Here is a 19,867-nt window from a genome sequence, read left to right as displayed (position 1 = left end):
GTCGAACAGCGGGGCACTCGTGGACTTCGTGCCCTCGGTCCGCGCGGTGTCGGATCCGGAGTTCGTCTGGTCACCACAGGCGGTGAGCACCAGCGCGAGACAGGCCATCGACGCGCCGATCTGGGGCACGCGTGGGAGTACGGAGGATGAGGGCATGATCGAGCTCCACTTCGCGGGGACTGGGAGATACGTTGCGCAAGGCGTGCCGCGTCCGGCGGCGGCAAGCAACGCGTGACAAGGAGTGCGTGAGCCGGCCGGCACAGATCCGGCAGCGCCCAGGTGGTGAGCGTGATCCAGCAGGGTGGGACTCCGGACGATCCGGCCGGTCAGGCCAGCAGTGCGGGACCGTTTCTGCCTCACCTGCCGCCGTTGCGATCACCACCTCGCCGGCCGGACGGACGAAACGGTGGTGTGGGTGAGCACCGTGCACGTCATGCCTGGATGTGAGCTCAGGGGGTGACCTACTGGTTGAGGCAGGCGGCGACAACACAACGACGGTGATCCACAGACGGTTGTCAGCAGAACACGGTCGGGCATCGTCCCGGTCCGGTGATCCACGGAGGGGTGCCCCCGGTGCGGCGTAACGATACGGTCGTGATCAACCCCGGACAACGGCGATATGTTGCACATCCAGGGCTGATCGTTGCCTCTTTTCGCCGATCGAGGATGATCCTTGCGCACCCTTCCATGCGGCCGACGACATGACGCTGGCCGCCGCCGATTGGAGGGAGGCAGCATCCAGCCGCACGCACCACTGTCCCGAGCTGGTCGAGCCGGCCGCCTTCTGCGCCGGCACAGCCCGCCCTCGGCAAGGCGGGCGAACTCTTCACGCCGACACCCGTCTGGGAGGACCTGGACGTCCAGGAGGCCCGCGAACCGAGGGAGTCGGCGTCACGGGTCTGGCTGACCATCAAGACGCTCGTCTGGCACGAGCACCCGCCGGCCCCACCGCCCCGGCCGTCACCCGTCCAGGCGGGCCAGCGCCGCGGCAGCCGCAGCCGTCAGGCGCGGGTGGGGCAGGGCCGCGCGCACGACCTCGGCCGCGCGTTTGTCGCCGAGCGCGCCCAGGCCCTCCACACAGGCCAGTGCCACCCGCCAGTGGGGATCCCCGGCCGCCAGTCTGCGGCGCAGGACCGTCATCAGCGCCGGCGCGGACTCGGGGGCGCGCAGCCTCGTCAGGAGACGGACCGGCAACAGGGCATAGGCGACACGCAGTTCATTGGTGGCAAGCGCCGCCGCCGCGCGGGGCGTTCTGGGGTCGCCCAGCAGGAACAGCGCATGGGCCGCGGAGACGCACCGCTCCGGGTCGCGGTGGTTGAGGAGCAGGACCAGGGATTCGAAGGCCCGGCGGTCACCGGCGCAGCCGAGGCGGAACGCGGCGAGTTCGCGGGCCCACAGAGGGCGTTCGCGTTCGGTGAGGACCGCGGCGAGCTCGTCACGGTCGGTGGTGGTCAGCAGCCGTTCGTACGCCGGGCCGCCGCCCGCCTCGCCGCGCAGGCGCGTCGCGAGTGACCGCAACCCCTCGTCCATGGCGGTCAGCGTATCGGCGGGCCGCGGCCGCGATCCAGATCACACCGGCCGAGGGGTGGCGCGCTCGTTACTCGGGAGTTAATCTCATGTGAGCGGGTAACCCCCCGCACTCAGCGCGGCCTGGTGACGCAGCCGCCGCTGGGGGTGACCTCCATGGCGAGTCCATGGGGAAGTCGGTTCGGCAGTTCTGCCATTCAGTACGACGTGACAAGGGACAGAGTCCGTCGGCCACATGAACACCAGTGCGCCCATGCCCGTTCGGCGTTCTCCGCGCGCGCTCCTCATCAGTCGTCACTCATCCCTGGAGTCCCCCGATGGACACCCCTCTGCACACCATCGCCGTGGTCGGCCTCGGCACCATGGGCACCGGCATCGCCGAGGTCCTCGCCCGTGCCGGCCGTGAGGTCATCGGCATCGACGTCAGCGACGCCGCCGCCCGCAAGGCGGTCACCGCGCTCGAGGCCTCCACCGCGCGCGCCGTGGGGCGCGAGCGGATCACCGAGGAGGAGCGCCGCAACACCCTCGCACGCTTCCGCACCTTCTCCGACCTGCAGGCCGCCGCCGACGCGGACCTCGTGATCGAGGTCGTGCCGGAGTCGTACGAGGCCAAGCAGCAGGTCATCCGCGAACTGGACGCCGTCGTCCGCCCGGACGCCCTCATCGCCACGGGCACGAACGCCCTGTCCGTGACCCGCCTGGCAGCGGAGTCCCAGCACCCCGAGCGCGTCCTCGGCCTGCACTTCTTCAACCCGGCCCCGGCGATGAAGCTGGTCGAGGTCGTCTCCTCGGTGCTGACCTCGCCGCCGGCCGTCGAGGCCGTCACGGCACTCGCCCGTGAGCTGGGCAAGCAGCCGGTCGCGGTCGGCGACCGGCCCGGCTTCATCGCGGACGGCCTGCTGTTCGGCTACCTCAACCAGGCCGCAGCCATGTACGAGGCCCGGTACGCCTCCCGCGAGGACATCGACGCCGCCATGAAGCTCGGCTGCGGCCTGCCGATGGGCCCGCTCGCGCTGCTCGACCTGATCGGCATCGACACCGCCCGTACCGTGCTGAACGCGATGTACGCCGAGTCGCGCGACCGGCTGCACGCCCCCGCGCCCATCCTGGGGCAGCTCAGCGAGGCGGGACTGACCGGCCGCAAGGCGGGACGCGGTTTCTACACCTACGCCGCCCCCGGCAGCTCCGAGGTGGTCGCGGACGCGCTCACCCCGCAGCCGGCGGCCGGTGCCACCGGAGGCCGCCCGGTCTCGTCCGTCGGCGTGGCCGGCTCGGGCACCATGGCGAGCGGCATCGCGGAGGTCTTCGCCAAGGCGGGCTTCGACGTGGTCCTCGCGGCCCGCAGCCTGGAGAAGGCCGAGGCGGCCAAGGCGCGGATCACCAAGTCGCTGGGCCGCTCGGTCGCCAAGGGCCGGATGACCGAGGAGGCCTGCGAGGCGACGCTGGCGCGGATCACGCCCGCCGGTTCGCTGGACGCCTTCGCCGACGTCGACCTGGCTGTCGAGGCCGTCGCCGAGGACCTGGAGATCAAGCAGCAGCTTTTCGCCACCCTGGACAAGGTGTGCAAGCAGGGCGCGGTGCTCGCCACCACGACCTCCTCGCTGCCCGTCGTCGCCTGCGCCCGCGCCACCTCGCGCCCGCAGGACGTCATCGGCATGCACTTCTTCAACCCGGCCCCGGCGATGAAGCTGGTGGAGATCGTGCGGACGGTCCTGACCGCCGACGACGTCCACGCGACGGTCCGCGAGGTCACCACGAAGATCAGGAAGCACCCGGTGGACTGCGGCGACCGTGCCGGATTCATCGTGAACGCGCTGCTCTTCCCGTACCTGAACAACGCGATCAAGATGGTCGAGGAGCACTACGCCTCCCTCGACGACATCGACGCGGCGATGAAGCTGGGCGGCGGGTACCCGATGGGCCCGTTCGAGCTGCTCGACGTCGTCGGCCTCGACGTCTCGCTCGCCATCGAGAAGGTCCTGCACCAGGAGTTCCGCGACCCGGGCCTCGCGCCCGCGCCGCTGCTCGAACACCTGGTGGCCGCGGGATGCCTGGGGCGCAAGACGGGACGCGGTTTCCGCGAATATGCCCGGCGCTGACAGCGACGGCGCCTGGGGCGGGCTCCTCGGCCCGTGGAGCCCGCCCCAGGCGTCCGAGCGCGCCGGGCCCGCCCCGCAGGCGCGTCCGGCTGCACGAATGCAGTACGTTCAGATCATGCCCCAGCCCGCTGATCCCGCCCGCCGGCCCGGCCGCGCCGGTGCCGCGCCCGATGCTCCGGAAAGTGCCGCAGGCTCCCGCGCCGCCGCGCAACGCCTGAAGATGCGCCGCGAACTCGCGGCGGCGGCCATGGAGTTGTTCGCGACCAAGGGGTACGAGGCGACGACGGTCGACGAGATCGCCGCGGCGGCGGGAGTGGCGCGGCGGACCTTCTTCCGCCACTTCCGCTCCAAGGAAGAGGCGATCTTCCCGGACCACGACGACACCCTGGTCCGGGCGGAGGCGGTCCTGAACGCGGCCCCGCCCCACGAGCACCCGCTCGACACGGTGTGCCGGGGCATCAAGGAGGTCATGCGGATGTACGCGGCTTCCCCGGCCGTGTCCGTCGAGCGCTACCGCCTCACCCGTGAGGTGCCGACGCTGCGCGAGCGCGAGATCGCCTCGGTGGCCCGCTACGAGCGGTTGTTCACGCGCTATCTGCTGGGCCACTTCGACGAGCGGGACCACCACGACGGCAACGACGACCCGCTGCTGGCGGAGGTCGCGGCGTCCGCGGTGGTCACGGCGCACAACCATGTGCTGCGCCGCTGGCTGCGGGGGGGCGGACAGGGCGATGTGGAGGCCCAGCTGGACCATGCGTTCGCCATCGTCCGCGACACTTTCGGCACCGGCATAGGAGCGGGCCGCAAGGCGACGCACGCCCCGGGGGCCACCGAGCCGCCGCCCGCCACCGTGCGGAGAGAGGGCGAGGTGCTGGTGGCCGTGGCACGCACGGACGCGCCGCTGAGTGAGGTCATGCGCACGATCGAGCAGGCACTCAAGCAGTCGTGAACGCCGCATCCGTCTATGGCCGATGGCCGCCCGATTCGGGCGGCCATCGGCCTTTTTGCGCCCCGATTCGATCGATCATCGCTCACATGTGTCCAGCGGATTGCATCTGAGAGAAATTCTTGGCACGCAGTGTCTTGTCACCTGGCACGCCGTGCCATACGTTGAATATGTCCGGGCGGCCGGCGTGCAGAGACCATTCGTGCGCCGGCTGTCCCCTCAACCCTCCCCGGGTTGTGCGCCCGGACGCCTGCGTCACAGGCACCTTTCGCGCACACCAGCGCTGCCAGCAGCACCATCCGCCGAACCGACGGCACACCTCCACAGCAGCAGAAAACCCCGACGTACCCCTCAGCGTCCCCCTGGACGCGCTCCGCCGGAGGCAACACCGTGAAGGAAATCCTGGACGCGATCCAGTCGCCGGACAGCACGTCCGCCGACTTCGCCGCACTGAAGCTCCCCGAGTCGTACCGCGCGATCACCGTGCACAAGGACGAGACGGAGATGTTCGCCGGCCTCGAGACCCGGGAGAAGGACCCTCGCAAGTCGATCCACCTGGATGACGTTCCGGTGCCCGAGCTGGGACCCGGTGAGGCCCTCGTGGCCGTCATGGCGAGCTCGGTCAACTACAACTCCGTGTGGACCTCGATCTTCGAGCCGCTGTCCACCTTCGGCTTCCTGGAGCGCTACGGACGGCTGTCGGAGCTCACCAAGCGCCACGACCTCCCGTACCACATCATCGGCTCCGACCTCGCGGGCGTCGTCCTGCGCACCGGTCCCGGCGTCAACGCCTGGAACCCGGGTGACGAGGTCGTCGCGCACTGCCTGTCCGTCGAACTGGAGTCCTCCGACGGCCACAACGACACGATGCTCGACCCCGAGCAGCGCATCTGGGGCTTCGAGACCAACTTCGGCGGCCTCGCGGAGATCGCGCTCGTCAAGTCCAACCAGCTGATGCCCAAGCCGAAGCACCTCAGCTGGGAGGAGGCGGCGGCCCCGGGCCTCGTCAACTCCACCGCCTACCGCCAGCTCGTCTCCCGCAACGGCGCCGGCATGAAGCAGGGCGACAACGTCCTGATCTGGGGCGCGAGCGGCGGACTCGGCTCGTACGCCACGCAGTTCGCCCTGGCCGGCGGCGCCAACCCCATCTGCGTCGTCTCCAGCGACCAGAAGGCGGACATCTGCCGGGCGATGGGCGCCGAGGCGATCATCGACCGCAACGCCGAGGGCTACAAGTTCTGGAAGGACGAGCAGACCCAGGACCCGAAGGAGTGGAAGCGCTTCGGCAAGCGCATCCGCGAACTCACCGGCGGCGAGGACATCGACATCGTCTTCGAGCACCCCGGCCGCGAGACCTTCGGCGCGTCCGTCTACGTCACCCGCAAGGGCGGCACCATCACCACCTGCGCCTCGACCTCGGGCTACATGCACGAGTACGACAACCGCTACCTGTGGATGTCGCTGAAGCGGATCATCGGCTCGCACTTCGCCAACTACCGCGAGGCGTGGGAGGCCAACCGCCTGATCGCCAAGGGCAAGATCCACCCGACGCTGTCGAAGACGTACGCGCTCGAGGACACCGGCCAGGCCGCGTACGACGTGCACCGCAACCTCCACCAGGGCAAGGTCGGCGTGCTCGCGCTGGCTCCGCAGGAGGGGCTGGGCGTCAGCGACCCGGAGATGCGCGAGAAGCACATCGACGCCATCAACCGCTTCCGTAACGTCTGAGGGGCCGGGTTCCCAGATGACTGAGCGCAAGAAGGACCGGCCCTGGCTCATGCGGACGTACGCCGGTCACTCGACCGCCGAGGCGTCCAACGAGCTGTACCGGCGCAATCTCGCCAAGGGCCAGACGGGACTGTCGGTCGCCTTCGACCTGCCGACACAGACCGGGTACGACCCCGACCACATCCTCGCCCGCGGCGAGGTCGGCCGGGTCGGTGTGCCGGTCTCCCATCTGGGCGACATGCGCAGGCTGTTCCAGGACATCCCCCTGGAGCAGATGAACACCTCGATGACCATCAACGCCACCGCCATGTGGCTGCTGGCGCTGTACCAGGTGGTCGCCGAGGAGCAGGGTGCCGACATCACCAGGCTCCAGGGCACGACCCAGAACGACATCGTCAAGGAGTACCTGTCGCGCGGGACGCACGTCTTCCCGCCCGGTCCTTCGCTGCGCCTGACCACCGACATGATCACGTACACGGTGGCCAACATCCCCAAGTGGAACCCGATCAACATCTGCAGCTACCACCTGCAGGAGGCCGGGGCCACGCCCGTGCAGGAGATCGCGTACGCGATGTCCACCGCGATCGCCGTCCTCGACGCCGTCCGCGACTCGGGCCAGGTGCCGGCCGAGAAGTTCGGTGACGTGGTCGCCCGGATCTCGTTCTTCGTGAACGCGGGCGTCCGCTTCATCGAGGAGATGTGCAAGATGCGCGCCTTCGGCCGCATCTGGGACAAGATCACGCGCGAGCGGTACGGCATCGAGAACGACAAGCAGCGCCGCTTCCGCTACGGCGTCCAGGTCAACTCCCTCGGCCTGACCGAGGCACAGCCGGAGAACAACGTCCAGCGCATCGTGCTGGAGATGCTGGCCGTGACCCTGTCCAAGGACGCCCGCGCACGTGCCGTGCAGCTGCCGGCCTGGAACGAGGCGCTGGGGCTGCCCCGGCCGTGGGACCAGCAGTGGTCGCTGCGTATCCAGCAGGTGCTGGCGCACGAGTCGGACCTGCTGGAGTACGAGGACATCTTCGCCGGCTCGCACGTCATCGAGGCCAAGGTCGAGTCCCTGGTCGCCGAGTGCCTGGCGGAGATCGACCGGATCCAGGAGATGGGCGGCGCGATGGCGGCCGTCGAGTCCGGCTACCTCAAGTCGCAGCTGGTGTCCTCGCACGCCGAGCGGCGGGCGCGGATCGAGGCGGGCGACGAGAAGATCATCGGCGTCAACATCTTCGAGACGACCGAGGAGAACCCGCTGACCGCCGATCTCGACACGGCGATCATGACGGTCGATCCGGCGAACGAGGCGCGGGTCGTCGCCAAGCTGCACGAATGGCGTGCGGGCCGCGACGAGCCCCGTGCCGCCGAGGCCCTCGCGGCGCTGAAGAAGGCCGCTGCGGGCACCGAGAACCTGATGGCGGCCACCGTCGAGTGTGCGCGTGCGGGCGTCACCACCGGCGAGTGGGCCTGGGCGCTGCGTGACGTCTTCGGCGAGTTCCGTGCGCCGACAGGCGTCAGCAGCGCCCCGGTGGCGGTCACCGCCGAGGCGGGCACGCCGCTCGCCGTCGTACGCGAGAAGGTGGCCCGCACCGCGGAGGAGCTGGGGGCGGGGCGGCTGCGGCTGCTCGTCGGCAAGCCGGGGCTCGACGGCCACTCCAACGGCGCCGAGCAGATCGCCGTACGGGCCCGCGACGCCGGGTTCGAGGTGGTCTACCAGGGCATCCGGCTCACCCCGGAGCAGATCGTCTCCGCCGCCCTCGCGGAGGACGTGCACTGCGTGGGCCTGTCCATCCTGTCCGGCTCGCACGCCGAGCTGGTGCCGGACGTACTGACCCGGCTGCGCGAGGCGGGCGCCGCCGACATCCCGGTGATCGTGGGTGGCATCATCCCGAACGCCGACGCCGCCGAACTGAAGGCGGCGGGAGTGGCCGCCGTCTTCACACCGAAGGATTTCGGTATCACGGAGATCATCGGCCGTATCGTCGACGAGATCCGCAACGCGAACAAGCTCGACCCTCTGGAGGTCCCCGCATGAGCACGCCAGTGCACCCGGTCAACCGTCTGCGTCCGCGCCGTTCCTGCCTGGCCGTGCCCGGCTCGAACCCGCGCTTCCTGGAGAAGGCCCAGGGGCTGCCGGCCGACCAGGTCTTCCTGGACCTCGAGGACGCCTGTGCGCCGCTCGCGAAGCCGGAGGCCCGGCACACCATCGTGAAGTTCCTCAACGAGGGTGACTGGACGGGCAAGACGCGGGTCGTGCGCGTCAACGACTGGACCACCGAGTGGACCTACCGCGACGTCGTCACCGTCGTCGAGGGCGCCGGCCAGAACCTCGACTGCATCATGCTGCCGAAGGTGCAGAACGCCGAGCAGGTCGTCGCGCTCGACCTGCTGCTCACCCAGATCGAGAAGACCATGGGCTTCGAGCTGGGCAAGATCGGCATCGAGGCGCAGATCGAGAACGCGCAGGGCCTCAACAACGTCAACGCCATCGCGCAGGCGTCCCCGCGTGTGGAGACGATCATCTTCGGCCCGGCGGACTTCATGGCCTCCATCAACATGAAGTCGCTGGTCGTCGGTGAGCAGCCGCCCGGTTACCCGGCCGACGCGTACCACTACATCCTGATGAAGATCCTGATGGCCGCCCGCGCCAACAACCTCCAGGCGATCGACGGCCCCTACCTCCAGATCCGCAACATCGACGGCTACCGCGCGGTCGCGCAGCGTGCCGCGGCCCTCGGCTTCGACGGCAAGTGGGTGCTGCACCCTGGACAGGTCGACGCGTCCAACGAGATCTTCTCGCCCTCGCAGGAGGACTACGACCACGCCGAGCTGATCCTGGACGCGTACGACTACTACACGTCCGAGGCGGGCGGCAAGAAGGGCTCGGCGATGCTCGGCGACGAGATGATCGACGAGGCCAGCCGCAAGATGGCGCTGGTCATCTCCGGCAAGGGGCGCGCCGCCGGCATGCAGCGCACCACCAAGTTCGAGATCCCGGAGGCGTGAGCGAGATGCAGTTCGGACGCACCTACGAGGAGTTCGAGGTCGGGGCCGTCTACAAGCACTGGCCCGGGAAGACGGTCACCGAGTACGACGACCACCTCTTCTGTCTCCTGACGATGAATCACCACCCCCTCCACATGGACGTCAACTATGCGGAGAACACGACGGACTTCGGCAAGAACGTCGTGGTGGGCAACTACATCTACTCGCTGCTGCTCGGCATGTCCGTGCCGGACGTCTCCGGCAAGGCGATCGCCAACCTGGAGATCGAGTCGCTGCGGCACGTGGCCCCGACCTTCCACGGCGACACCATCTACGGCGAGACCACGGTCCTCGACAAGACGCCGTCGAAGTCGAAGAACGACCGCGGCATCGTCTACGTGGAGACCAAGGGCTACAAGCAGGACGGCACCCTCGTCTGCGTCTTCCGGCGCAAGGTGATGGTCCCGACCGAGACGTACATCAAGGAGCGCGGCGGCGAGCAGCCCGGCCGCCCCGAACTCAAGTCGCAGGAGAAGTAGTCATGGCGCGACTCGCCCAGACCGCAGGTCTGACCGACGTCCAGCAGGAGATCCTGTCCACCGTCCGGGACTTTGTCGACAAGGAGATCATTCCTGTCGCGACCGAGCTGGAACACAAGGACGAGTACCCCCAGCAGATCGTCGACGGTCTGAAGGAGCTCGGCCTCTTCGGCCTGATGATCCCGGAGGAGTACGGCGGCCTGGGTGAGTCCCTTCTCACGTACGCCCTGTGCGTGGAGGAGATCGCCCGTGGCTGGATGTCCGTCTCGGGCATCATCAACACCCACTTCATCGTCGCGTACATGCTCAAGCAGCACGGCACGCAGGAGCAGAAGGACACCTTCCTGCCCCGCATGGCGCTCGGCGAGGTGCGCGGCGCGTTCTCGATGTCGGAGCCGGGTCTCGGCTCGGACGTGTCGGCGATCACGTCCAAGGGCGTCAAGGACGGCGACGAGTACGTCCTCAACGGTCAGAAGATGTGGCTGACGAACGGTGGCACGTCCACCCTGGTCGCCGTTCTGTGCCGCAGTGACGAAGGACACCCCGAGGGCACCGCCCCCCACAAGTCGATGACGACCTTCCTGGTCGAGAAGGAGCCGGGCTTCGGCGAGGTCCGTCCGGGCCTGACCATCCCCGGCAAGATCGACAAGATGGGCTACAAGGGCGTCGACACGACCGAGCTCATCATGGACGGACTGCGCATTCCGGCCAATCGGGTACTCGGCGGCACCACCGGCCGAGGGTTTTACCAAATGATGGACGGCGTCGAGGTCGGCCGCGTGAACGTCGCGGCACGTGGCTGCGGTGTCGCACAGCGCGCCTTCGAGCTGGGCGTGTCGTACGCCCAGCAGCGCCACACCTTCGGCAAGCCGATCGCCTCCCACCAGGCGATCCAGTTCAAGCTGGCCGAGATGGCTACCAAGGTCGAGGCCGCGCATGCCATGATGGTGAACGCGGCACGCAAAAAGGACTCCGGGGAACGAAACGACCTGGAGGCAGGGATGGCGAAGTACCTCGCCTCCGAGTACTGCAAGGAAGTCGTCGAGGACGCCTTCCGTATCCACGGCGGCTACGGCTTCTCCAAGGAGTACGAGATCGAGCGCCTCTACCGCGAGGCTCCGATGCTGCTGATCGGTGAAGGTACCGCCGAAATCCAGAAAATGATCATTGGACGTCGGCTGCTCGAGGAGTACCGGTTCCAGGGTTGATCGCCGCTTATGAGTCGGTTCGGCCGGAAGAAGATCACACCCTGTCATCTTCTTCCGGCCGCCGACTCGTCTGCTGGCTTTCCCAGTTGCGGTCCGCACCCGATAACATCGGCCGGAAAGCCGCCGTCCCCCGTTGCCAGCGCGGCATCATCCGCTACGAAGGTCATCCATGCCCCACAGCCAAACCTCTGCACCACGCGACGGCTTCCTCAAGGGACGCCTTGCTCGCGGAGCATCGCCGTGGCTTCTGCCGACCGTCGCCACCGCTGCACTCAGCCTGGCCCGTGCCCGCCGCTCGCGGCGGGCCGCGGCCATTGCCGTGCCCACCACCGCTCTCGCGGCGGGCATGCTGTGGTTCTTCCGCGACCCCGAGCGCGAGATCGCGTCGGGGCGGGTCATCTCGCCCGCCGACGGAGTGGTGCAAAGCATCATGCCGTGGAAGGACGGGCGCACTCGTGTCGCGATCTTCATGAGCCCGCTCAATGTCCACGTCAACCGCGCCCCGCTCGCGGGCACGGTGACCTCGGTCGAGCACATCCCCGGCGGCTTCGTCCCCGCGTTCAACAAGGAGAGCGAGAACAACGAGCGCGTTGTCTGGCACTTCGACACCGAACTGGGCGACATCGAGATGGTGCAGATCGCCGGCGCGGTCGCTCGGCGCATCGTCCCGTACATCCCGCAGGGCACGAAGGTCGAGCAGGGTGATCGCATCGGTCTGATCCGCTTCGGCTCGCGCGTCGACATCTACCTCCCCGAAGGTGTCGAGGTCGCTGTCGAGGTGGGCCAGACCACGACTGCGGGGGTGACTCGCATTGACCGTGATTGATCCCGACACACAGGCGAAGAACTGGGTGGCGGAGGCCGAGGAAGAGAACGACGCGGAGGAGATGCCGCTCTCTCTGCGGCTGTCGATAGCGGACACCCTCACACTCGGTAACGCGACGTGCGGATTCATGGCGGTGTACTTCACCACCACCGGAATCCTCATCCCGCACCTCCAGGGCAGCCAGGAGACCGGCATGGCGCGGCACAGCGCCGCGACCGCCGTGATCCTGATGCTGCTCGCGGCGATCTTCGACCTCTGCGACGGGCTCGTGGCCCGCAAGCTGCGGTCGTCGCCGATGGGCGCCGAGCTGGACAACCTCTCGGACCTGATCAGCTTCGGTCTCGCGCCCGCGTACTTCGTGCTGGTCTACGGCATGGTCGCGAACGACGCCCATCAGCGGGTCTCGGCGGTCGCCGCGATCGTGGTGCTGCTGGCGGTGGTGCTGCGGCTTGCGAGATTCTCGTGCGTGACCATGAAGGACGGCATGTTCCAGGGCATGCCGAGCCCCTTCGGAGCGCTCACGGTCGTCTCGATCGTGCTGCTGGAGCTGCTGTTCATCCCGACGCTGCTGGCGATCATCGGCACGGCGTGGCTCATGGTGAGCCGGGTCGAGTACCCCAAGCCGCGAGGTGTCCTCGCGGTGGCGATGCTCGGCTGGATCGTGGCGGCGATGGGCATGCTGGCGGCGTGGGCGTTCGACGCGCCGGGCGGTCAGGTGATGCTCCAGATGGGCTGCGCCCTGCAGATCGTGATGGCGGCGACGATCCCCCTCTTCGCCACCGCCCGTCGGGTGAACACGTTCCGCGACAACCGCCGCGAGAGCCGCGAGGCACGGGCGGCGCAGGTGCCGTAGCGCGCCGGAGGCGCGCAGGTCGTGAACCCCGAGGGCCCCGGATGCTGTCGCATCCGGGGCCCTCGGGGCGTCCGCGGGGCTGCCCGTCGGGTGACCGGGCGGGCCGGACACGCCGTTGCGTGGGCGGAGGGTGCGACCGGCGGACGAACACGGGTCGTAGGACCCACGCCCGTGCCCGGCGCTGCGGCCCGTCACGGGCGACAGCAGATGGTGCGGCCGGCGGACGAACCGGGCCGGTGTGTCCCGAGGACCGCCGGCCGCGGTGCCCGGCGGCCGCGCCCGTCGCGTGCGACAGCGCAGCGGATGGTATGCGACCAGGGGTCGAACCGGGCCGGTGTGTCCCGAGGACCGCCGGCCGCGGTGCCCGGCGCCGCGTGCTGTCACGGGCGATAGCGCAGCGGATGGTCCTCAGGCACTTCCACCACCGCGATGCGCACCCCGTCCGGGTCTGCGATCCACATCTCGACCAGGCCCCACGGCTCCTTGCGCGGCGCACGCAGCACCTCTACCCCCCGTTCCCGCAGCTCGTCGTGGGCGGCCCGCACATCGGGGACCTGCAGCCACAGCCGCACCGCCGGCGAGGGCGGGGTGTCGGAGCGGCCCGAGAGTTCGAGGAACCCGCCGCCGAGGAAGTACACCGTTCCCCGCTCGGTGCCGGTCCCGAATTCACGGTAGACCCCCAGCCCCAGAGCCCGGCCGTAGAAGTCGCGCGAGCGCTGCGGATCGGTGGGGCTCAGCAGAATCCTGCTGCCAAGTACATGCACCATGCGGCAGAGCGTACGGGCCGGGGCGGCGGTCGCGGCGGCGGCCACTGGCGGCCACCGCGACGACGAGTGCCCCGAGGCGGGTCATCCGGGCGTGATGCGACCGCGCCAGCCTCCGCTCTCGCCGCCTTGGTGCTCGATGTATTCCTTGAAACGCCGCATGTCGCCCTTGACGCGCCGGTCGATCATCCCGGTCATGTCGGCGGCCTTGTCCACCATGCCCCCGGGCTCGACGTCCATCACGAGCTCCACCCGCGTGTGCGTGTCGTCCAGGCGCTGGAAGCTCACCATGCCCTTCTGCTTGGTGTCGCCGCTGATGGTGCGCCAAGCGATGCGTTCGTCGGGGAGCTGGTCGACGATCTCGGTGTCGAACTCGCGCTTCACTCCCCCGATCTTGGTGGTCCAGTGGTTGTGGCGGTCGTCGACCTGGGTGACGGCCTCCACGCCTTCCATGAAGTTCGGGAACTCCTCGAACATCGTCCACTGGTTGTAGGCGGTGTGGACGGGGACCTCGACCTCGACGGTCTCCTTCACCGTGCTCATAGCTGCGCCTCCTCCTGGATCTGCCCGCAAGGGCAGGGACTGCCGCGCGGGCCGTGTACGTGGCGCGGGTACCCCGTGACCGCCTTCCTACAACCGTGCGGATCGGGCGGTCGGGCGCTGCCCCCCGAAACACGCGCCGCCCCCTGGCGACATGCGCCAGGGGGCGGGACGGGCGGCGAGAGGGGTCAGCCCGCCGAGGGCTTGTAGGACTTCGCCGCTGCCGCGGCCGTCGCCGGGCGAACCACCTTCAGTCCGCCGGGGACGCTCTTGTCCGGCTTCATGATCAGGCTCTCCCGGGTAGACGGCGCCGCGGGGTCCGAGAGGTCGTGAGTGATGCCGAAGTCGCTCCGGTACGCCTTGAGCGTCAGCAGCGCCTTGTCAACGCCCTCGCGGGTCAGGTCCTTCTCCGCACACGCCTTCTTCAGTGCCTCCCCGAAGACCGTGACCGCCGTGTATCCGGCGACCACGCCGTTGTCGAGCCCGTCCTTCGGGTACGCGGCCGCGTAGTCCTTGGCCAGCTTCGACGGACCCGGATCGGGCGCGCCGATCGGGAGCGTGGAGGCCGCGATGTAGAAGTCCTTGGCGAGCGCCGGCGCCGCCGGCGTCGCCAGCAGCTGCGGCGCGAACGCGGAGTTGTTGCCGACGATCGGCACATTGAAGCCACCCGCCGCCGCCACACCGGCCAGGGACGCCGCCTGCCGTGGACCCGCGCTGAGCAGGATCGCCTTGACGCCTGCCTTCTTCAGGGCCGCGACCTGCGCCGACATGTCGTTGTCGGTCGGCTTGATCTTCTGTTCGACGACCGTGAGCCCCGCCGCCTTGGCCGCGTGCTTGGAGCCGGCGAGCGCGTTCTCGCCATAGTCGCCCTCAAAGAAGACGTGACCGATCTTGTCGCCCTTGGTGATGCGCTTCTCGGCCAGGAGATAGTCGACGGCGTTGATCGTCTCGATGTCGTACGTCGCGCCCAGGGTACGTACGTACGGGCTGCCCAGCAGGCTGGCGGACCACGCCTGGGGCAGCACGAGCCCCTTGTCCTGGCCGTGGACGCGCTCCTTGACGGCCGCGACGAACGGCGAGCCGATGAACTGCGTGAAGCCGAGCACCTTGGGTTCGAGTTCGGTGTAGCCGGCGACGGCCTTCTGCGGGTCGTAGCCGTGGTCGCGCACGGTCAGCTCGATCTGCCGGCCGCAGATGCCGCCGGCCGCGTTGGTCTGCTTCGCCCACAGCTGCTGGGCCTGGGTGACGCTCTTGCCCAGCGAGGCGTAGACGCCCGTCATGTCGGTGAGCGCGCCGAGCGTGATCTTCTTGTCGGTGACTCCCTCACCGCTCTTCACTCCCCCGGCGCCCTTGGTGTCGCCGTCGCCGCTGGTGGCCTTGCTGCTGCAACCGGCCGTCACCGTCAGCGCCAGGACGGCGAGGACCGCCGCGTACCTTCTTGACTTCATTTCTTCTCCCGAGGGGACGGAGCGAGGCGGGTGAGTCCGCCAGGTAGGAACAGCACGACCGCGACGACAGCCGCGCCGTACAGATAGCGGGAGGCCTCTCCCGGGGAGACGCCGCCGGTGCCCGGTGCGGAGACCAGGGGCAGGGCGTCGCTCCAGCGGGTGAGGACCTGGGGCAGCAACGAGACGAAGACCGCGCCGGCGACGGCTCCCGCGACCGTGCCGAGACCGCCGATGACGATCATGGCCAGGTACTCGAGGGACAGGATCATGCCGAAGTACTCGGGCACGGTCCGCTGGAACACCAGGGCCAGCAGGACGCCCGCGAGCCCGGCGTACATCGACGACAGGACGAAGACGGCGGCGCGGTAGCGGGCGACCGGCACCCCCATCACTCCGGCGGCGATGCGGTGGTCCCGCAGGGCGTTCATCGCCCGGCCAGGACGGCCACGGAGGACTCCACGCGCGAAGAGACCGCAGAGGAGGAGCGCGACGAGCGCGGCGTACCAGAGCTTCTCCATGGACTGGAACGGGACGGCTGCGACGAGGAGCTCGCTGTCGTCGAAGTCGAATCCGAAGACGGAGAGCGAGGGCACGGACCGGCCGTTGAAACCTCCGGTCAGGTCACGGGCGTTGAACAGCACATGCTGGCCGACGAAGATCAGCGCGAGCGTGGCGATGCCGAGGTACGCCCCCCGCAGTCGGCCGGCGATGGGGCTGAACAGTCCGCCCGCCAGCCCTGCGAGAAGTACGGCGAGCACCGCGGCGAGCCCCGTCGGCAGGCCGAGACCGGTGAGCTCATGGCCGCTCTCCACGTCGTTGCCGCCGGCCAGGATGCAGTAGCCGTACGCGCCGACGGCGAGGAAGAAGGCGTGGCCCATGGAGAGCTGGCCCGTGGCGCCGGTGAGCAGGTTGATGCCGATGGCGCCGATGGCGGCGGCCATGGCGAAGAGACCGGCCTGGAGCCAGAAGCGGTCGAGGTAGAAGGGCAGCGCGAGGAGAAGGAGCGAGAGGGCGGCCCAGACGTACGCCCGGGGGCCGCGCCATGCGGGCAGGATGCCGGTTGCGAGGGACCTCGCCCGCGTGGCGGCAGCCGACGCGGCCACTGTGGGTGACCCGGACGGTGCGGCCTCCGATGACTCGGCGGGGGGCAGCTCCGCCGCGGGCGTCTCTTTCCGCGGAGGCACCGCTGAGTCGGCCGCGAGTGGTCCGACGGCCTCGGTGTCGGCCGCCTGACCGGTGCGCGCGCCGGGCACCGGCGCGGCTCCGGCCGCCGTCGGCGCCGCGGACCCGGCGGACCCGGCGGACCCGGCGGACCCGGCGGACGGGGCAGTGCCGGCGGACGTGCCAGTGGCGGCTACGGACGGCCGGGAGCCTTCGGAGTCGGCCGCCCGGTCGGTGCGCGCGCCGGATGGGAGCTCGGGCTCGGCAGGCGCGAACTCGGACGTCCTCGGCGCAGCCGACCCGGCGGGCTCGGACTCCGTCGGCGCAGCCGACCCGGCGGCGTGGGTGTCAGGGATCGGCGCAGGCGCAGCCGATGGGGCGAGGTCGCCGCTGCCGGTCTCCGGCGGGGGCGGCGTAGCTCCGGCCGCCGTGGCCGGGCCCGGGCGGTTGTCGTCAGACACGGGCGAGCTCCTTCGTGCCGAAGAGTCCGGCGGGCCGCGCCAACAGCACGAGCAGCATCACCAGATACGGGGCGAGATCGCCGATCCCCCCGCCCAGGAAGGTCAGTTCGCTCTGGTAGCCCGTCGCGAACGACTCCGTGACCCCGACGATCAGGCCGCCCGCAAGCGCACCCGTGGTCGAGTCGAGACCGCCGAGGATCGCGGCGGGGAACGCCTTGAGGGCGGCGAGCGACGTGGCCCGTTCCAGGCCGGGTGTCGGGAAGACGGTCAGGAACAGCGCCGCGACCGCGGCGAGCGCGCCGGCGACCGCCCACGCGGACATGGACACCCTGCCCAGGCGTACGCCCATCAGCGCGGCCGTCTGCGGGTTCTCGGCCGCCGCTCGCATCGCCACCCCCCAGGAGGTGTAGCGGAAGGCGAGCAGGAACGCCGTGATGAGCAGTGCCGCCGCGACGAACGCCGCGATCCGGGTCTGCGCGATCGTGATCTCGCCGAGGTTCACCACCCGGTCGCCCCAGGGGTCGCCCAGTGCCATCACATCGGTGCCGATCAGGCGGGTGAGCTCGGTCGTCAGGAGGATGTCGACGCCGATGGTGACGATGGCGAGGACGCTGTGGTCGGAGCCCCGGTAGCGGCGCATGACCAGGAAGTCGACGGCCGAGCCGACGACCGCGGCGCCCGCGATCCCGACGGCCAGCGCCGGCCAGAAGCCGAGGTCGTCATGGAGGACCGCGGTGATGTAGCCGCCGGCGAGGAGGAGAGAGGCGTGGGCGAAGTTGACCACCTCTGTCGCCTTGAAGATGACGACGAAGCCGAGGGCGATCAGCGCGTAGACGGAGCCGATGGACAGCCCGCCGAGGAGGAGTTCGGTGAACGTGGTCATGGCGTGGCCTCCGTACCGAGGTACGCCTGCACGACGGCCGGATCAGCCTGCACCTGGGCGGGCGTGCCGCCCGCGATACGGCGTCCGAAGTCGAGTACGGTCACGGCGTCCGCGAGCCGCATCACCACCCCCATGTCATGTTCAACCATCACGATCGATATGCCGAGGCTGTCGCGTACGCCCGCGACAACGGCGGCGGTCTGCCGCCGTTCGTCTGCGGTCATGCCCGCGACGGGCTCGTCGAGGAGCAGGATCCGCGGCTCCATGCACAGGGCGCGGGCCAGTTCCACGAGTTTCTGCTTTCCGTAAGGGAGTTCACCGGCGGGCCGGTCGAGGTCGTCCGCGAGACCGACGAACTCGGCGATCTCCGCGACACGTTCGCGATGCCGGCGTTCCTCGCGCGCCGCCGACGGCAGCCGCAGTCCCGCCGCCACGAAGCCGGTACGGGTGAGCCGGTGCCGGCCGAGCAGCAGGCTGTCGGCGACCGTCGCATGGGGCGGCAGCGCGAGATTCTGGAAGGTGCGGGCGACGCCGAGGGCCGCGATGCGGTGCGGCGGGAGCCCGGTGAGCTCGTCGTCGCCGAAGCGGACGCTGCCCTCCGTCGCCTTGTAGACGCCCGAGAGCACGTTGAACGTGGTGGACTTGCCGGCTCCGTTCGGCCCGATGACGGCGTGCACACTGCCCGGCTCGACGGTGAAGGACACCCCGTCGAGAGCCGTGAGCCCGGCGAAACGGACGGTCACGTCCTCGACGACGAGCGCTGCGTTGCCCGTGGTCACGTTCATGCGGACCACCTCTCCAGCGCCGGCGCGGCGTGCTGCGCCTGTACCGCGTCCTGCGCGGCGGTCTCGTCGACGACTCCGAGGTAACGGCGCCGGACCTCGTCGGAGGCCGCGAGTTCGTCCGCCGGGCCTTCGAGGGCGACCTCGCCGACGTCCAGGACGTACGCGGTGGAGGCCAGGCGCAGGGCGATCGCCGCGTTCTGCTCGACGAGCAGCACCGGAGTGCCTGCGGCGTTGATCTCCTTGATCGTCTCGGCGATGCGCGCCGCCATGAGCGGGGCGAGGCCCAGCGAGGGTTCGTCCAGGAGGAGCAGGCGGGGCCGGGCCATCAGCGCCCGCCCCATGGCGAGCATCTGCTGTTCGCCGCCGGACAACAGACCGGCCTTCTGGTGGGCGCGGTCGGCCAGTACGGGGAACAGCTCGTGCACGCGGGCGAGTGCGGCGGCGGACTCGCGCCGTCCGCGCACTCCGAGCGTGCCGGCGCGCAGATTGTCCGCAACGGTCATCCGTGCGAAGACCTGGCGGCCCTCGGGCACCTGGACGACTCCGGCCGCCACGACGCGAGCGGCGCTGAGACCGTCCAGCGGGCGCCCTTCGAAACTGATGCTTCCGGCGGTGACGTGTCCACGCTGGAACGGCAGTGTGCGGGACACCGCTCGCAGCAGGGTGGACTTGCCTGCGCCGTTGCCGCCCAGCACGGCGACGACGGCGCCCTCGGGCACGTCGACGGAGACGTCCCGCAACGCCCGTACGGGCCCGTACCCCACGGACAGCGCCCGCACCTCCAGCGCGGCGGCCATACGCAACCCCTTGTCCGGCTCGCCAGCGGTCGGCTCGCCTGTTGGGGGCCAACATCAGCACCGGAGGGGGTACCGGGTCCACGGCCGGAGCGCTGCTCGCTGCGCCTGACCAGCACCGGAAGGGCCGCGCTGTGCACGCGCACAGCGGGGTCTCCGTCGGATAAGGACACGCCTCGTGGCGGGCCGGGCGCGGCGGGCGCGGGCGCCTGCCGCCCCGTACCCACACCGCGTCGGCGCGTGCTGGGGCGCCGGGTCGGGCAAGCGCCGAGCCGGTCGGGTTGGGCGCCGGGCTCGGCCGGGCAGTCGATTCGGTCGGGCCGGAC

At 69.9% G+C, this 19,867-nt stretch carries 17 protein-coding genes; 9 read left to right on the top strand and 8 right to left on the bottom strand.

Going from position 1 to position 19,867, the window contains the following annotated elements; genetic code table 11:
- Positions 1 to 960: 960 nt before the first annotated feature.
- Entirely contained in the window at positions 961 to 1,530 is a 570-nt protein-coding gene (locus tag ACH5AF_RS28935) for an adenylosuccinate lyase (protein ID WP_398905591.1), read from the bottom strand.
- A 314-nt stretch (positions 1,531 to 1,844) separates the two neighbouring features.
- On the opposite strand from ACH5AF_RS28935, the gene ACH5AF_RS28930 reads away from it, so the two are divergent.
- The 9 genes from ACH5AF_RS28930 to pssA all read left to right on the top strand — a co-directional run bounded on the left by ACH5AF_RS28930 (position 1,845) and on the right by pssA (position 12,705).
- A complete protein-coding gene (locus tag ACH5AF_RS28930) occupies positions 1,845 to 3,626 on the top strand; it encodes a 3-hydroxyacyl-CoA dehydrogenase family protein (protein WP_398905589.1) in 1,782 nt (593 codons plus the stop codon).
- A 115-nt stretch (positions 3,627 to 3,741) separates the two neighbouring features.
- Complete coding sequence (locus ACH5AF_RS28925; RefSeq protein WP_398905587.1) at positions 3,742 to 4,575, top strand: TetR family transcriptional regulator; 834 nt, start codon at positions 3,742 to 3,744, stop codon at positions 4,573 to 4,575.
- Positions 4,576 to 4,962: 387 nt separating this feature from the next.
- A complete protein-coding gene (ccrA, locus tag ACH5AF_RS28920) occupies positions 4,963 to 6,300 on the top strand; it encodes a crotonyl-CoA carboxylase/reductase (RefSeq protein WP_398905585.1) in 1,338 nt (445 codons plus the stop codon).
- A gap of 16 nt (positions 6,301 to 6,316) precedes the next feature.
- A complete protein-coding gene (locus tag ACH5AF_RS28915) occupies positions 6,317 to 8,329 on the top strand; it encodes a protein meaA (RefSeq protein ID WP_398905584.1) in 2,013 nt (670 codons plus the stop codon).
- The gene (locus ACH5AF_RS28910) at positions 8,326 to 9,300 is read left to right on the top strand and encodes an HpcH/HpaI aldolase/citrate lyase family protein (RefSeq protein ID WP_398905583.1); all 975 of its coding nucleotides are present in this window, start codon (positions 8,326 to 8,328) and stop codon (positions 9,298 to 9,300) included. Before ACH5AF_RS28915 ends, ACH5AF_RS28910 begins: the two co-directional genes overlap by 4 nt.
- Positions 9,301 to 9,305: 5 nt before the next feature.
- Positions 9,306 to 9,818: a MaoC family dehydratase gene (locus tag ACH5AF_RS28905; protein WP_215176912.1), complete on the top strand. Its 513-nt coding sequence runs from the start codon at positions 9,306 to 9,308 to the stop codon at positions 9,816 to 9,818.
- A 2-nt stretch (positions 9,819 to 9,820) separates the two neighbouring features.
- Complete coding sequence (locus tag ACH5AF_RS28900; protein ID WP_398905581.1) at positions 9,821 to 11,026, top strand: acyl-CoA dehydrogenase family protein; 1,206 nt, start codon at positions 9,821 to 9,823, stop codon at positions 11,024 to 11,026.
- A 169-nt stretch (positions 11,027 to 11,195) separates the two neighbouring features.
- The gene (locus tag ACH5AF_RS28895) at positions 11,196 to 11,852 is read left to right on the top strand and encodes a phosphatidylserine decarboxylase (RefSeq protein WP_398905578.1); all 657 of its coding nucleotides are present in this window, start codon (positions 11,196 to 11,198) and stop codon (positions 11,850 to 11,852) included.
- Entirely contained in the window at positions 11,845 to 12,705 is an 861-nt protein-coding gene (pssA, locus tag ACH5AF_RS28890) for a CDP-diacylglycerol--serine O-phosphatidyltransferase (protein ID WP_398905608.1), read from the top strand. The genes ACH5AF_RS28895 and pssA overlap by 8 nt, the downstream gene beginning before the upstream one ends.
- Positions 12,706 to 13,085: 380 nt before the next feature.
- Here the strand turns inward: pssA and ACH5AF_RS28885 are convergent, their stop codons facing one another.
- The 7 genes from ACH5AF_RS28885 to ACH5AF_RS28855 form a co-directional block, all read right to left on the bottom strand.
- Complete coding sequence (locus tag ACH5AF_RS28885; protein WP_398905576.1) at positions 13,086 to 13,472, bottom strand: VOC family protein; 387 nt, start codon at positions 13,470 to 13,472, stop codon at positions 13,086 to 13,088.
- 81 nt (positions 13,473 to 13,553) lie between these two features.
- Entirely contained in the window at positions 13,554 to 14,012 is a 459-nt protein-coding gene (locus ACH5AF_RS28880) for an SRPBCC family protein (RefSeq protein WP_398905574.1), read from the bottom strand.
- Between the two features lie 185 nt (positions 14,013 to 14,197).
- Positions 14,198 to 15,457 (bottom strand): ABC transporter substrate-binding protein, encoded by a 1,260-nt coding sequence (locus ACH5AF_RS28875; RefSeq protein WP_398905571.1) that lies wholly within the window; start codon positions 15,455 to 15,457, stop codon positions 14,198 to 14,200.
- Positions 15,454 to 16,512 carry a branched-chain amino acid ABC transporter permease gene (locus ACH5AF_RS28870; protein ID WP_398905607.1) on the bottom strand — a complete coding sequence of 353 codons (1,059 nt, stop codon included), beginning with the start codon at positions 16,510 to 16,512 and terminating at the stop codon, positions 15,454 to 15,456. Before ACH5AF_RS28870 ends, ACH5AF_RS28875 begins: the two co-directional genes overlap by 4 nt.
- Positions 16,513 to 17,071: 559 nt before the next feature.
- Positions 17,072 to 17,962 (bottom strand): branched-chain amino acid ABC transporter permease, encoded by an 891-nt coding sequence (locus ACH5AF_RS28865; protein ID WP_005309543.1) that lies wholly within the window; start codon positions 17,960 to 17,962, stop codon positions 17,072 to 17,074.
- Positions 17,959 to 18,747, bottom strand: coding sequence for an ABC transporter ATP-binding protein (locus tag ACH5AF_RS28860; RefSeq protein WP_398905568.1), 789 nt, complete (start codon positions 18,745 to 18,747; stop codon positions 17,959 to 17,961). Before ACH5AF_RS28860 ends, ACH5AF_RS28865 begins: the two co-directional genes overlap by 4 nt.
- Complete coding sequence (locus tag ACH5AF_RS28855) at positions 18,744 to 19,544, bottom strand: ABC transporter ATP-binding protein (protein WP_398905566.1); 801 nt, start codon at positions 19,542 to 19,544, stop codon at positions 18,744 to 18,746. The genes ACH5AF_RS28860 and ACH5AF_RS28855 overlap by 4 nt, the downstream gene beginning before the upstream one ends.
- Between the last annotated feature and the right edge of the window lie 323 nt (positions 19,545 to 19,867).

The sequence above is a fragment of the Streptomyces sp. NPDC018833 genome (assembly GCF_044390825.1).
GTDB lineage: Bacteria > Actinomycetota > Actinomycetes > Streptomycetales > Streptomycetaceae > Streptomyces.
Note: the sequence above shows the minus strand (reverse complement) of the source record. Positions and strands in the feature narration are given on the sequence as shown.